The organism is Bernardetia aquimarina (genome assembly GCF_042180575.1).
Lineage (GTDB): Bacteria > Bacteroidota > Bacteroidia > Cytophagales > Bernardetiaceae > Bernardetia.
In genome coordinates this window covers 2,017,125-2,031,094 of record NZ_CP170094.1, presented here as the reverse complement: position 1 = coordinate 2,031,094, position 13,970 = coordinate 2,017,125, and the positions used below count along the sequence as shown (strand labels likewise).

Genomic DNA, 13,970 nt, shown 5'->3' with positions numbered 1-13,970 from the left:
TCTAAATTACAAAATACAATTCACAAAAAAAGTCTATTTTGATATAAATGTCTCTTTTGAGGTTCAATTTATTAGTAGTATTTATTTTTTGCAAAAAACAGGATTTTCACATATTTTTTTCAAACGTTCTAAACTCTTATTCGTTTCTGTCTCAATTTTGGATTTGTAATAGAGATACCCCAAGTACCGCATAAAAGGATTTTCTCCCAAATCAATCTGTAATGTAAAGTTTAATGTTGAATGCTCATCATTTTCAAACTTTGATTGTACTTCAAATTCTCCTTCTACATGTGTTTGAAGTGTCTTGAAATTGGCAATGTATTTTAATTTCTGAAAATCTGTATTCGTATTTGAAATAGACTGAATATACAATTCTGCTTTTTCAGTATTGTTTTCTTCAAATTTCATAAATGCACCTACACCTTGTGGAAATTGTGAGTAAATAGCTTTTGTATCTGAAGTTGGTTTCCATTCTTGCCAATTAATCCATTTTTCCCACTGTGGTAAATCATATAAATATTCAGAAATATGAGAAGAAGAAGAATTAATTTCTATTTTTTGTTCGATAAGTAAGGTTTGAGGAAGCAAAAGACCACCATAAACAATGATAATTGAAATAATAAAAAGTAAAATAGTAGTTCGCATAATTATATAAAAATAGCTCTGAATAGAATAGATAATTTGTTTTTTTATGATAGAACAAAGGTAGTATCAGACATCGTAAAGGATGTGAGGTGTAAATTTTTATACTGTGTTTTTATGAAAAATGATAAATGAATTAACTCTAAAAAAAGTGTTTTAATTCCTTTTTAAGGATTTTATCTAAAAAAAATCTTCTTTTAGTGCAAAATAAGTGAGTAGATATTTTGAAAACTCATTGATTTTGAGTAACTTATAGAACTAAGAATCTGTATTCACAAAAAACACAAACTAATTTTATAAAATATACCTACACACAAAAAAATAGACTAATTATGATTGCAACTGCAAATCCAACAACCGACAAGCACGTACAAAATTACCTACGTGGACTGGCTGAAGAAGTCAATGGAAAATATACCGATTATTCAGATGATACTGTCATCGTAACGATTCCTCTTAGTGATGGACGTTATCAAAATGTAAAAGGATATATTATTCCTAGAGGAGATGGTGTAATGTTAGAATTTATGTCTAAAGTCTGTAAACTAGAAGATTATTCAGATATTAGTCTGACCGAACTATTAGAACTCAATAGTGGACTTTGTTATTCTAAAATATTACTTAAAGATGGTTATGTAGAAGTTGGTTCTTCTACTAAATATGAGCTTTGTACCTACGACCAAGTTCGTTATATGATTTTTGAAGTGGCACGAGTAGCCGATGAACTAGAAAACCGTTTTACAGGTAAAGATGTCTATTAAAAACTGATTTTATCACATGTCTCTTCTTATTTTACTACCTTAAAATTCCTTATTTATTTTTTCAGTTTTGAAAATTTGAGTAAGGATTTTTATTTGTACAATGATTTCTCAAACAAAATAGAAATTTGTAAATTGAGAGTTGAAAGGTATTTAAAAGTACCTGTTTAACTTTAATCAACTTAATTTACTACTAATTTTATAGGTATGAATATCAGAAATTTGAAATTTTGTGTTTTAATTGCTCTTTCTACAAGTCTTTTTTCATGTGGTTCTAATCAAACAAAGGAAGCAGAATCTACTGAAGTAGAAGCTGTGGATACAACCACAGTCGTTGTCGAAGAAGTGAAAGAGGAAGTAGTAGAAGAAATAAAACAAGAAAATGAACTTATTATTTACGAAAAATCTTTTTTAGGGCTTTCTTCAGGTATGAAGATAACGGACTATAAAGGAACATTAGAAAAAGGATTACTACAAACAGGAGAAGGCGATTTTGATATTTTTAATGTTAAAGATAAAGATGGAAATATAGTTGCTTATTTTGATCCATTTGAGGGAAAAGTAGGAACTATTACTGTTACTTCCGAACTTGCCAAAACAGAAGATGGAATCAAAATAGGAGATACCTTTGGAACATTATTAGAAAAATATCCAAATCTTAAAGTATTTGGTTCAGAAATAGAAGGCTATACACAGGCGATTGTAAATGATGAGTTAGGTTATAGACTTGATGAGCAACATTACAATTACGAACTCAAAACAAGCGACATCAAAAAAGATACGAAAATAATTGAAATTACGATTAAGTAACTTAACTATAATCTAAAAATTCTTATCATTGTAAAACCTAAGTCATTTAATTATTACTTGGGTTTTTTTATAAAAAATAACCAATAATCAATATGGAAAAAATGAAAGCTCTTACTTTTTCTGAATTTGGAAATTCAGATGTTCTCAAATATATAGATGTTGTAATTCCAGTTTTGAAGGAAAATAAAGTTTTGGTAGAAATGAAAGCTATCGGACTTAATTATGCTGATATTTATCGTAGAAAAGGAAATTATCATTTGAAGGGAAATCCTCCTTTTATTGCTGGTTATGAAGGTGCAGGAATTATTCAACAATCAAATTCAGAAAAGTATAAAATAGGTCAACGTGTGGCTTTTACAGATGTCCCTTTTGCCAATGCTGAATTTGTATCTGTTCCTGAATCTCATATTATTCCTCTTGATGAAAATATAGATTTTCAGCTTGCTTCTTCTGTGCTTTTGCAAGGATTAACAGCTCATTATCTAGCTACTGATAGCCATAAAGTCAAAGAAAATGAAATTGTACTTGTTCATGCAGCTTCGGGAGGAGTAGGACAAATTCTTACTCAGATTTGTAAAAATAAAGGTGCAATAGTAATTGGATTGACTAGAAGTAAAGATAAATTAGAAATTATTTTAGAACAAAAAGCAGATTATGCGTTACTTCTTGATGATAACTGGAAAAATAATGTTTTAGAAATTTGTCATAAAGTCAAAAATCAAAATGGAGTTGATGTAGTCTATGATAGTATCGGAAGTACATTAAACGATAGCTTTGAGGTTACAAAAGAATGTGGACATGTTGTTTTTTATGGAATGAGTGGAGGCGACCCAAAACCAATTGACCCTAGAATGTTGATGGATACTAGCAAAACCCTTACAGGTGGCGACCTTTGGAGTTATCTTAATTCAGAAGAACAAAGACAAAAACGAGCAAAAGAATTGTTTGATTGGATTAAAGAAGGTAAAATTAATATAAAACCTCCTGTAACCTTCAAACTCTCAGAAGGAAAACAAGCTCATGAGTTTTTAGAAAACGGAAAAAGTTCAAGTAAAATTTTATTGATTCCGTAGTGAGTTTTTAGAAATGCTATCAGAGTTCTATTTGTTTATAATTTTAGTCTGATAGTATTTTGATTTTAAGTGGAGAATAAACTCCAAGAAATAAACAAAAATACAGCACTTACATACGTCCATAAAAGAGCAAAAATAATATGAATAGAAGTTTCGAAACGCTTCTTTCTCCATAATTTTGAAGAATAACCAAAGAATTGAACATACAATCGCAAAAACCAAAAAATACCTAAACCTAGACAAATCTTATTTCCAAGTGGTGTTTCTACAAGTTCTTGACTGGAGGACAAACACAAAATTCCTATCAAAAAAATAACAACGGCAATAAAAAAAGTGTGAATATACATTATCTGACGACTCAAAAGACTAATATCTTTAAACTCTTCTTTCCAGTTGAAATAACGAGGAAAAATACCATGGAACAAAGCAAGTCCAATCAAAATGCAACCAATAATTTTTAGATGAAGCTCCATAATTTTAAATTTTCAAAATAAAAACAGTAATAAAAGGAGTAATTTTGAACCTGTTGACAAGAGACAAATTTGCATCTTGAAAGTTTTTGAGCCAAGAATCAGACGAAAGAAAATGAAGAAAACCAATCGTATAAGCCAAAAAATTAGGAATATCTCTCAAATGTTCGATAAGAATGATTTGTCCATCTTCTTTACAAATTCGTTTTAAATCTTTAAAAAATTGAGTTCGTTCTTCCGAATTACGAATTTCATGAGCTGCCAAAAATAGAAAAATTGTATCTATACTTTTATCAGTAATAGGCAAGTTTGTTGTCTGAATAACTTTTGTATTTGGATAAGGAGGATATACTTTTCTAGCTCTTTTGATGGAAATTTCAGTGTGTTTTTCGGCATCATAAAAATCAAAAACAGAAAGTTCAGAATTAGGAAATTTTTGAGCCAAAAGAGGACTTGTTTCATCAAAACCTGCATGAATATTTATTATTTTTTGCTTTAAAATGGTTTCTAATCCTATTTTAGTGAGCCAATTTAATTTGTATAAATCCGAAATATCATAAATATAAAATGAAACCAAAAGAGAAGTAAGAGTCGTAATCAAGACGGAAACAAAAACCAAAATAGCAAAAATAAAATAATCAGAAGGCAAGAAAACAGCAAAACATCCAATAGCAACTAAAGCAACGATTGCTACCAAATAAAAATGATAATTGAAACGAATAATATTCCAAACTCCTTGATATGGTTTTCTGTGTGTCATTTTATAGCCTTAAAACAGGTTAGGAAGCCTGTTATACATAATTTTGTTTTTTTATTTTGTTGGATTCCATTTTTCAATTCGTCCTTTTTCCCATGCGTAAGGTATATTTTCTATCTGAAAAGCATTTGCTAAAACAGGATTTTTGAGATTTAATTCTTCTAAAAAAGGAATTTTGTACTCCAAAACTTGCACAGGACTTGGTCGCCAATTTTGTCTCAACCCTTTTATAATCAAAACTTCATTGACCTTTGGATTAAATGTAAATGTATTGGGCAAAGGACCTGCAAAACGGCGAGCTTCTTTCCAATCTTTGAAAGGCGAATTTTTTGGTAAATTGACCTCTTCTTCAAATTTTACTTTTGCTGCAAAATCAGTTTTATTAGAAAAAATAGAAAGTTCATTATCCGTTTTTTGAGTGTTAATGTCAATAATTGAATATTTGTATTGGGTAAAAACTCCTCCCAAAATCTGCATTTTTGCCTTATCTGTTTCAGATTTCAAAATATATAATCCTCTCAATTTTTTACCTTTCGAATCTGTATAATTTACAAAAATTCTATATCCAATCAAGAAAAAATCATTTCCCAGAAACTTTGGAAATCCTTTTGGGCGTAATTCTTTTGTTTTTACCATTGCCACAGCTACAAATGCGTATTCAATTTCTTTACCAGTTTGATTATCGATACTTTTAAAAGTATCTAATTCTAAGCAAACAGGAATTTTGTTTTCTAACTCTTCTTTAGGAACAGCAAATGAAAAGACAAGAGAATATTCAAAAAATGCTTGAACAGGAAAAGGATGTGTTTTTAGAAAATCAAACATAATTTAAAATTTTGATAATTTTTTCCTACAATAAAGTGGAGAATACATATTTACATGCTAAAGCGTATTTTACAAGTATTTATCTTTCCATACAAATTCATTCCAATAAATAAAAAACGAAAAAAATAGAGCAATGACCAGATTCCATTTGCCAAAAAGAAGTAAATCATCTACTAATGCAAATTCGATAATATTCATTGTAATTACCAAAATGATTTGTAAAATAGCCACCAAACGACTTTTATACCTACTCAAAATCCAAAATGCTAAAACTATTTCAGAAATTCCGATGAGTTTTGTCAAATAAAAAGAAGTTTCTACATCAATAAAATCTTGAAAAATAGTTTGGACAATAAGCCCATGACGAGGAACTAGATTCAAAATTTTAGCAAATAATCCATTCCCTAACCAAACAATCGCAATAAAATAGGTAGACAATTTTTGATTTATACGCATAAAAAAATAGGTGTATTTCAATTCTTTCAAATATAATTGAAACTTATAATAAAAACAAAAACCGTTATTTATTCAATAACGGTTTCGACTATTTCTAAAACAAATCTTTTCCTATATCTTTACGGTAATATTTTCCTTCAAAGGTAACTTGTTCGGCTGCATGATTTGAAGCTGCTAGAGCTTCTTCGGCAGTGTCGGCAAGGGCTGTAAGGGCAATTACTCTTCCTCCATGGGTAAGTGTTCGACTATCGTCTTCGATTGTTCCTGCGTGGAAAGCAATTACATTTTTTGGAAGACTTCCATGTCCTTTTATTAGTTGCCCTGTTTGGTATTTTTCTGGATAACCACCCGAAACGAGCATAATAGTAGTGGCTGCTTTTTTAGAAATTTTGAGTGTATGATTTCCTAATTGTTTTTTTGCTGTGGCATCCAATAACGCTAAAAAATCAGATTCTATGCGAGGCAAAACTACTTCTGTTTCTGGGTCGCCCATTCTGACATTGTATTCCAAAACATACGATTTGTTTTTTACAACCATAAGTCCAATAAAAATAAAACCACAGTAATCTATATTTTCGTTTTGAAGACCTTGTAAAGTTGGTTTTATGATAGTTTCTTCTGCATTTTTGATAAACTCTTCTGTTACAAAAGGAACTGGCGAAACGGCTCCCATTCCCCCTGTATTTAGTCCTGTATTTCCTTCTCCAATTTGTTTGTAATCTTTAGCTTCAGGCAATAAAACATAATCTTTTCCATCTGTAAGGACAAACAAAGAAACTTCTATTCCATCCAAAAACTCTTCAATGACAACTTTACTACTTGCTTCTCCAAATTTTTCATCTAAGAGCATTTCATCAAGCGTTTTGATAGCCTCTTCTTTTGAGTGAGCAATCACAACACCTTTTCCTGCTGCAAGTCCGTCAGCTTTCAAGACGACAGGAATAGACAAGGTATTAATATATTCTTTTGCTTTTTGAATAGATTCTTTGGTAAAAGTTTCTGATTTTGCAGTCGGAATATTATTTTTATTCATAAAATTCTTTGCAAAATCTTTACTTCCTTCTAGCTGTGCGCCTTGCTGATTTGCACCAATAATTCGAATATTTTTGAGCGAATTATTATTTTTAAAATAATCCACAATTCCTTTTACTAAAGGTTCTTCATTTCCAACTAATAAAAGATCAATATCACTATCCATACAAAAACGTCCTAAACGTTCGAAATCAGTAGGTTTGATAGCTACATTCGTTCCTACTCGTGCAGTTCCTGCATTTCCAGTAGCGATGTAAAGGTTATCACAAAGTGAGCTTTGAGCAATTTTCCAAGCAAAGGCGTGTTCTCTTCCTCCCGAACCAATAATTAAGACGTTCATAGTTTTGATGATATTTGTTGTTAGTAAGGACACCAACAACGGCTGTGAATAGTTGAAAATAGATAATTACAAAACTACATATTTTGCTTATAATTTCACACCCATAATCGTAATATCATCACGCTGTTTTTCTTTTCCTTGATGAAAATCTAAGAACTCTTCAAGTTTAGTTTTTTGTTCTGTGAAAGATAGAATATGATACTCCATCAGTTTTTGTCTAAGTTGTATAGAGCCTATTTTTTCTTTGTTTTTACCATTTTGGTCTGCAAATCCGTCTGTTGTAAGATAAATTTTATCTCCTTTTGTAAGGATAACTTTATCTTCTTCAAATATGCTATTTTTCTTTTCTTTCTTTTTTGTGATACCTCCAACAGACATTCTATTTCCTTTTAGTTCTTCGAAGTTATTGTCTTTTAGATAGTATAAAGGACGTTTTGCACCAGAAAAAATAACTTCAAATTGTTTTTTACCAGTAGAATGATGAATAGAATCTACTTTTTTGATGGAACACAGAGCTACATCCATTCCGTCCATATTATGTGTCTGCTTTTGACGAAGAGATTCTTGCAAACGCTCATCTAATCGCTGTAAAATTTGAGCTGGTTTGGTAGTAAGTTCTTTTGAGACAATTTCATTCAAGATAGCAAAACCAATTAAGGAAATAAATGCTCCTGGAACACCATGCCCTGTACAATCCAAAACGGCAACCAAAACAATTTCCTCATTTGTGATTGGGTCATTGGTTTCATAAACCCAATAAAAATCCCCACTTACAATATCACGAGGACGAAAAAGTACAAAAGAATCTTCAAAATGATTTTGTACACGTTGTTTCATTGGCAAAATTGCCTTCTGAATAGTTTTGGCATAACGTACACTATCTGTAAACTGTGTATTAGTTGTTTTGAGTTGCTTATTTTGCTTTTCTATATAATCTCGTTGAGAAATAATTTCTTCTTGTTGCTGATGTAACTCTTCATTTTGAACCAAAATTTCTTCTTGTTTCATCGAAATTTCCTTTGTTCTTTCATCTACTTTTTGTTCTAATAACTTATTTTGGTCTTCTAAGATACGTGCATTTTCTTTTTCTAGGTTTTTCATCCTTAATCCCAACCCTAAAGAAAAAATCAGAATTTCAGAAATTACGCCCACTTGTGCTACCAAATAAACATCACCTAGAGAATCTCCAAAAACAGCTTTAAGGACATTAGATAAAAAAGCACCTCCCATAGCACAAGCAGAACCCAGTAAAAAATAACGAACCAGTACATCTGACCAATAATTTTTGGCTAAATAGCCTATAAAAACTAAATTAGAAAGTAGTATAATTCCGTGAGCTATTTTCGAAGTTTTATCATAAATATAGCTATTTTCTAATCCATAATTAATAATAATATAAGGGATGAGCATTCCGATAGAAAAGACTATTCCGATGTAAAAAAAACGTGTCCAAAATTTATTAAAAACTTTTTTAGGAAGGAAAGTCAGAATAAAAGAGAAAAAACCAACTGCCGTAATAGCCAGCCCAAACATTCTGAAAAGAAGTGAGAATTGTGGGCTTTCAGAAGAAAAATAATCTACTAAAAGACCTGCATTTTGGGAAGTAAAAAGAGAAAAGCCAAAAATATAAATTGCATAAGCTAGATAAACTTTTTCTTTACTAGATAAAAATAAAAAGAAATTATAGAGCAAGATTATCCATAACATTCCTTGAAAAAGAAGCTGAAAATCAACAGTTTCTCGTCTTTCTTTTACATAAATACGGTTAAAGTTCTTTTCATTCAATACTTCAAACCCAGTAGAAATTGGATATTCTCGGCTGCTAATAATTTCTACATAAAAAGGCTGATTATAAACTGGAATCTGAATGGCATTGATGGCAATACTTAGAGGAAGTTGTTTTTCCGAACGAGCTATCAAACTACCAGATAAAAATGTTTTGTTATTGTGATAGACTTTTATTGAATCTATATTTTTATTGAAATCAATAAATTTTTTATCAGTATTAGTAACTATAACTTTTAGCCAAATTCTATTTGGATAGCTATTTTTATTTAATGAAAATAAAGAAATTTTTTCAAAACAAGATTCTTCTAATTTATCCAATGAAAAATAATCTTTCTTACAAAGCTGTAATTCAAATCCTTCATTTTTTGCTCCTGTTGTATTTTGTGCAAGTACAGGGAACGAAAAAAAGCTATTTGCTAGTACATAAATAAACAAAATGCTCAAAAGGCATTTATTAAAAAAAGTTTTTGGCAAAATATATAAGAGTTATTTGCTATCAGTGTGTATTAGGAAATTGAATATACAAATAATTTGAGAAAAATCAATTCCTAATTTGTTGAAAATTAAAGTTTTAAGCCTAGAATGGTAATGTCATCACGCTGCTTTTTTGTGCCTGCATGTAGATCCAAAATCTCTTCTAGTTTTTGTCTTTGTTTTGCAAAAGGTAAGTTGTGAAATTGATTGAAATATTCTTTGAGTTTTGCAGAACCTATTTTACGGTTATTTTGTCCATTTTGGTCAATAAACCCATCAGAAGAAAGGTAAATTTTATCGTTCTTGGATAAGATGATAGTTTGCTCTTCGAAGCTATATTCATTATTCAATTTCTTTTTTGTAAGTCCTCCCACAGAAAATTTACTTCCTCTTATTTCACATAATTCATTATTTTTGATAAAATGAATAGGACGTTTTGCGCCAGAAAATTTAACTTCAAAATCAGCTAATTTATAAGAAGAAGTTTTTTTGATAGCACATAAAGCGACATCCATTCCATCTAAATTTTCATTTTGTTTTTGTCGTAATGATTCTTGAATACGCTCATCAAGACGTTTGAGTATTTTGGATGGAGAAGTGATATTTTCTTTGGCTACAATTTCGTTAAGAAGTGCAAAACCAATCAAAGAAATAAATGCCCCTGGAACACCGTGTCCTGTACAATCCAAAACAGCTAATAGCGTAGTGTCTTCTCCAGTAACTACATCTTTAGTTTCATAAATCCAATAAAAATCACCACTTACAATATCACGAGGACGAAAAAGCACAAATGAATCTGCAAAATGTGTCTGAAAACGTTCTTTCATTGGCAAGATGGCTTTCTGAATGGTTTTGGCATATCGAATACTATCTGTAAACTGTGTATTGGTAGTTTTGAGTTGTTTGTTTTGTTTATCTATATAATCTCGTTGTGAAATAATTTCTTCTTGCTGCTGATGTAACTCTTCATTTTGTACTAACATTTCTTCTTTTTGTTTGCTTATTTCTTTTGTTCTTTCTGTGACTTTTCGCTCTAACAAACGATTTTGGTCTTCCAATATTCTAGCATTTTCTTTTTCTAAGTTTTTCATTCGGTGTCCTAATCCCAAAGAAAAAATCAAAATCTCCAAAACTCCACCAACTTCTACAATTATTCCTGCATTATTTACTCCTAAAGCCTGTAAAATATTAAAAACAAACGCACTTACCACAAGAGCTAAAGAAGCCAACAAATAGTACTTAGTCATTGTATCTGACCAACGCTTGATAGATAAATAAATAAAGAAAATAATAAGACTAAGCATCATCAAAGCATGCGCAATCTTTGAAAGCAATGTATAGATTTTGAGGTTCTCTGTGCCATACATTACACCAATATAAACAACTGTCATGACAGAAACGAAAATGATAAATCCCTTAAAAAACTGTCTCCAAAAACGCCCAAATACTTCTTTAGGTAAAAACTCTAAGGTAAAATAAGCATGTCCTAAAAAAGAAGCAGCCAAACCAAAAATACGTGCTAAACTAGAAAAATAAGGATAATTAGGAATAATAAAATCAGAGAAAAAACCTGTATTTTGAGCATTAAAGACTGAAAAACCAAAAATATAAATAGAATAGGCTATATAAACCTGTTCGAAAGTAGAAGCAAAAAGAAATAAATTATAGAGTAGAATTATCCACAACATGCCTTGAAAAACGGATTGAATAACAATATCTTTTTGTCTTGGGTAAAATTGTGTTTGTTCGTATTCTTTTTCTGTCAGAATACTCATTTGAGTAGCTAGAGGAAGTTGTTGGCTACTTATAAGTTCAATATAGAGAGGCTGATTGTAAGAATACTCATCAAGAATTTGAATCGTATTGAGTTCGATGCTTGTAAAAACTTGTTTTTTAGTTTGAGGAACTAGCTTTCCAGAAAGCAAAACATTACTTGGATTTTGATTTGGAAATACAACTTTTACAGAATCTATTTTTTTATCAAAGACTAAAAACTCTTTTGCTTTACTGGTAATTGTAACTTTTAATAGGAGACGTTTTTGATATTCTTCTTTGTTGAGAGTAGAGAGAGAAATAGGCTTGAAACAAGAATTATCTAAGTTTTGTGAGTAAAATTGATTTTGACAAATTTCTAAAGAAAAACCATCACTCAAATCTTGCATGTTTTGTGCAAGGGAAAAGTTAGGAAGTAGAATATTCAATAAAAATAAGCTACAAAAAACACCAAAAAAGTATTTTATAGATTTAGAAATTGGCAAAATGAGAAAGTATTTTTTTTTGTATTTGTGTTTTGGTAACAGAAATATACAAAAAAAGACAAACAAAAAAAGATTTATCTACCCAAAAAAGTAAATAAATCTTTTGTTTTAGCTTGAGAAATCAGAATTTTATATGCAAATATTTAACTATAATGGTTGATAATATGGACTTATCATAAAATAAACAATTACACCTGTAATGGCTACATACGTCCAAACAGGAAATGTCCATTTTACCATTTTTTTATGCTTTTCAATTTGTCCTGTCCAAGCAAAATAAATTGCCCACAAAACCAAAGGAACAACTACAATGGAAAGTAAAATGTGTGAGCCTAATAAAAAGTAGTAAAAACCTTTAACAATACCCTCTCCACCAAAAATAGTATGAGGAACAGAAGCGTGATAAATTACATAAGAAACTAAAAATAAAGACGACAAAGTAAAAGCTGTCATCATAAGACCTCTATGTAATTTAATGTTTTTACTTTTAACAGCAAAAAAACCAGCAATTAAACAAAGTGAAGTAAGCGAATTAAAAACAGCATTTATATGAGGCAAAATGCGAGTATTAAAGCCAAAGTCAATTTTAGTTTCTATACTAGGAGAAAGTAAAATAGCTACTACTAAAGGAATAGCAATGGATAAAACACGAATTGTCCATTTAATAGTTGGGTTTGTAGTAGGTTGATTATTTGAAGGAATGGTGGTGTTCATTTTTTATGAGTTGGTTTTATTTTTCCATAACACAGGGTTTGCAAACCCTGTGCTATGGAAAAAATGATTTTTTTAGAGCTATATTATTTATTCAAAACGGAATTATTATACCAAATACAGGCTTGTATATCTTCTTTTTCTATGAAAGAATAGTCTTCTAAAATTTCTTCAAAAGACATTCCTCCTGCAAGTAATTCTAGCATATTGGCTACCATAAAGCGCATATTTCGTATAGTAGGTCGTCCTTTATGAACATTTGGGTTTAAGGTAATTTGTTCTGATAAATTCATAGTATTTTAGTTTATTGTTCGTCCTCTAATTGTAACACTTGTATTTCGTGAATAAGTCTATCTACATCGACAAGTTCAGTTCCTTTGTAGTAGCCTCTAATTTGTCCTTTTTTATCTACCAAGACAAAACGTTCTGAATGGTCTATATTGACATACGTATCTTTCTTTTCGGCAGGTAAAAAATAGCTGCATTTTGCTTGCTCAAAAATCTGCTCTTCTGTTCCTGTCAAGAAATACCATTTTGAATTATCGGCATTATATTTCTCTGCGTATTCTTTCAAAACTTCTGGCGTGTCGTAGGTTGGGTCAATGCTATACGAAACTATTTTTATGGCTGCATCATCTTTAAATGCTTCTTGTACACGTATCATTTCGGAAGCCATTTTCGGACAGATATTTTGTGTACAACGAGTAAGAATAAAATTAGCTACATAAATACTCCCTCTCAAATCATTTTGTGTTATTGTTTCTCCAAGTTGATTGGTAAGAGAAAAAGGAATTGTTCGGTGCGTAGAATCTTCAAAATTAGGCGTACAACCTGATGATTTTATAAAAGTAGGGTCAAACTCAGGCAAACGCAAACTGTACATAATTGGAAGTTTTTTGTGCTTTGTTTCACCTGTCCAAAGAAAAGCAATGAATAAGGCAGGAAGAACTAAAATGACAAGTAAAACAGCTAGGTTTTTATAATTTTTTTTCTCTGGAATTGGTTCTGATGTATCTGACATAAAAAGTTGAATTTATTAAAACAAGGTTTAGAATAATAATCTTTTGCAAAACAAAAATGTTTCTTATAGTTCTGCTAAAAACAGATACTACAAGAAACATTTTCAAAAATAACATGGAATAGCTTTTTGGGTTACATGACTAATTCAGGAAAACGAATTCCAAACATAGTCGTTCCTTCGATAAGCATTGACAAAATGAGCCAACAAACAAAAATAGTAGGAGCTATAATAGCAAAAATAAGATATTTTTGTTCATGCTTTAAGTGCATAAATTCAGCTACAATATAACCAGCCTTTACGAGTGTAAGCAAAATAAATACAACATTTCTATACATACTTGGAGGAACAGTAAAAGCAATAACATATTCTACTGCTGTAACAACAGCCAAAATACCTGCTACCATCCAAATTCTCTTGATATTCTTAGCTCTTTGTTCTTTTGGGCTAAGTGATGAATCTACGTGAGCCATAATTTTATATTTTTAATAGTAATAATGTAGAGCAGACCTTAGTCTGCTTAAAATCTGTAGAATAGACTTTAGTCTGTTCAGTATT

The 13,970-nt window shown here is 30.4% G+C and carries 15 protein-coding genes; 3 read left to right on the top strand and 12 right to left on the bottom strand.

What is annotated here, in order from left to right; translation table 11 throughout:
* Positions 1-81 precede the first annotated feature (81 nt).
* A complete protein-coding gene (locus ACE193_RS08530) occupies positions 82-645 on the bottom strand; it encodes a hypothetical protein (protein WP_375562576.1) in 564 nt (187 codons plus the stop codon).
* Positions 646-974: 329 nt separating this feature from the next.
* Between ACE193_RS08530 and ACE193_RS08525 the strand changes: the two genes are divergently transcribed.
* The 3 genes from ACE193_RS08525 (at position 975) to ACE193_RS08515 (ending at position 3,283) form a co-directional block, all read left to right on the top strand.
* Positions 975-1,403: a hypothetical protein gene (locus ACE193_RS08525; protein ID WP_375562575.1), complete on the top strand. Its 429-nt coding sequence runs from the start codon at positions 975-977 to the stop codon at positions 1,401-1,403.
* Between the two features lie 204 nt (positions 1,404-1,607).
* Complete coding sequence (locus tag ACE193_RS08520) at positions 1,608-2,210, top strand: hypothetical protein (RefSeq protein WP_375562574.1); 603 nt, start codon at positions 1,608-1,610, stop codon at positions 2,208-2,210.
* A gap of 92 nt (positions 2,211-2,302) precedes the next feature.
* Entirely contained in the window at positions 2,303-3,283 is a 981-nt protein-coding gene (locus tag ACE193_RS08515; protein ID WP_375562573.1) for a quinone oxidoreductase, read from the top strand.
* A gap of 65 nt (positions 3,284-3,348) precedes the next feature.
* On the opposite strand, the gene ACE193_RS08510 is transcribed toward ACE193_RS08515, so the two are convergent.
* From ACE193_RS08510 to ACE193_RS08460, 11 genes are all read right to left on the bottom strand, one after another.
* Positions 3,349-3,756: a hypothetical protein gene (locus tag ACE193_RS08510; protein WP_375562572.1), complete on the bottom strand. Its 408-nt coding sequence runs from the start codon at positions 3,754-3,756 to the stop codon at positions 3,349-3,351.
* A gap of 4 nt (positions 3,757-3,760) precedes the next feature.
* Positions 3,761-4,513, bottom strand: a complete 753-nt coding sequence (locus ACE193_RS08505) for a class I SAM-dependent methyltransferase (protein WP_375562571.1) — start codon at positions 4,511-4,513, stop codon at positions 3,761-3,763.
* Between the two features lie 51 nt (positions 4,514-4,564).
* A complete protein-coding gene (locus ACE193_RS08500; RefSeq protein WP_375562570.1) occupies positions 4,565-5,335 on the bottom strand; it encodes a DUF2071 domain-containing protein in 771 nt (256 codons plus the stop codon).
* A gap of 69 nt (positions 5,336-5,404) precedes the next feature.
* Positions 5,405-5,773: a DoxX-like family protein gene (locus tag ACE193_RS08495; RefSeq protein WP_375562569.1), complete on the bottom strand. Its 369-nt coding sequence runs from the start codon at positions 5,771-5,773 to the stop codon at positions 5,405-5,407.
* 112 nt (positions 5,774-5,885) lie between these two features.
* Complete coding sequence (gene purD / locus ACE193_RS08490; RefSeq protein ID WP_375562568.1) at positions 5,886-7,163, bottom strand: phosphoribosylamine--glycine ligase; 1,278 nt, start codon at positions 7,161-7,163, stop codon at positions 5,886-5,888.
* Between the two features lie 87 nt (positions 7,164-7,250).
* Complete coding sequence (locus ACE193_RS08485) at positions 7,251-9,425, bottom strand: 7TM diverse intracellular signaling domain-containing protein (RefSeq protein WP_375562567.1); 2,175 nt, start codon at positions 9,423-9,425, stop codon at positions 7,251-7,253.
* A gap of 89 nt (positions 9,426-9,514) precedes the next feature.
* Entirely contained in the window at positions 9,515-11,683 is a 2,169-nt protein-coding gene (locus ACE193_RS08480; protein ID WP_375562566.1) for a 7TM diverse intracellular signaling domain-containing protein, read from the bottom strand.
* 147 nt (positions 11,684-11,830) lie between these two features.
* The gene (locus tag ACE193_RS08475) at positions 11,831-12,397 is read right to left on the bottom strand and encodes a DUF420 domain-containing protein (protein ID WP_375562565.1); all 567 of its coding nucleotides are present in this window, start codon (positions 12,395-12,397) and stop codon (positions 11,831-11,833) included.
* Between the two features lie 83 nt (positions 12,398-12,480).
* Positions 12,481-12,687 carry a DUF433 domain-containing protein gene (locus ACE193_RS08470; RefSeq protein ID WP_375562564.1) on the bottom strand — a complete coding sequence of 69 codons (207 nt, stop codon included), beginning with the start codon at positions 12,685-12,687 and terminating at the stop codon, positions 12,481-12,483.
* Positions 12,688-12,698: 11 nt separating this feature from the next.
* Positions 12,699-13,415 (bottom strand): SCO family protein, encoded by a 717-nt coding sequence (locus ACE193_RS08465; RefSeq protein WP_375562563.1) that lies wholly within the window; start codon positions 13,413-13,415, stop codon positions 12,699-12,701.
* Positions 13,416-13,546: 131 nt separating this feature from the next.
* Positions 13,547-13,885 carry a cytochrome C oxidase subunit IV family protein gene (locus tag ACE193_RS08460; protein ID WP_375562562.1) on the bottom strand — a complete coding sequence of 113 codons (339 nt, stop codon included), beginning with the start codon at positions 13,883-13,885 and terminating at the stop codon, positions 13,547-13,549.
* Positions 13,886-13,970 lie beyond the last annotated feature (85 nt).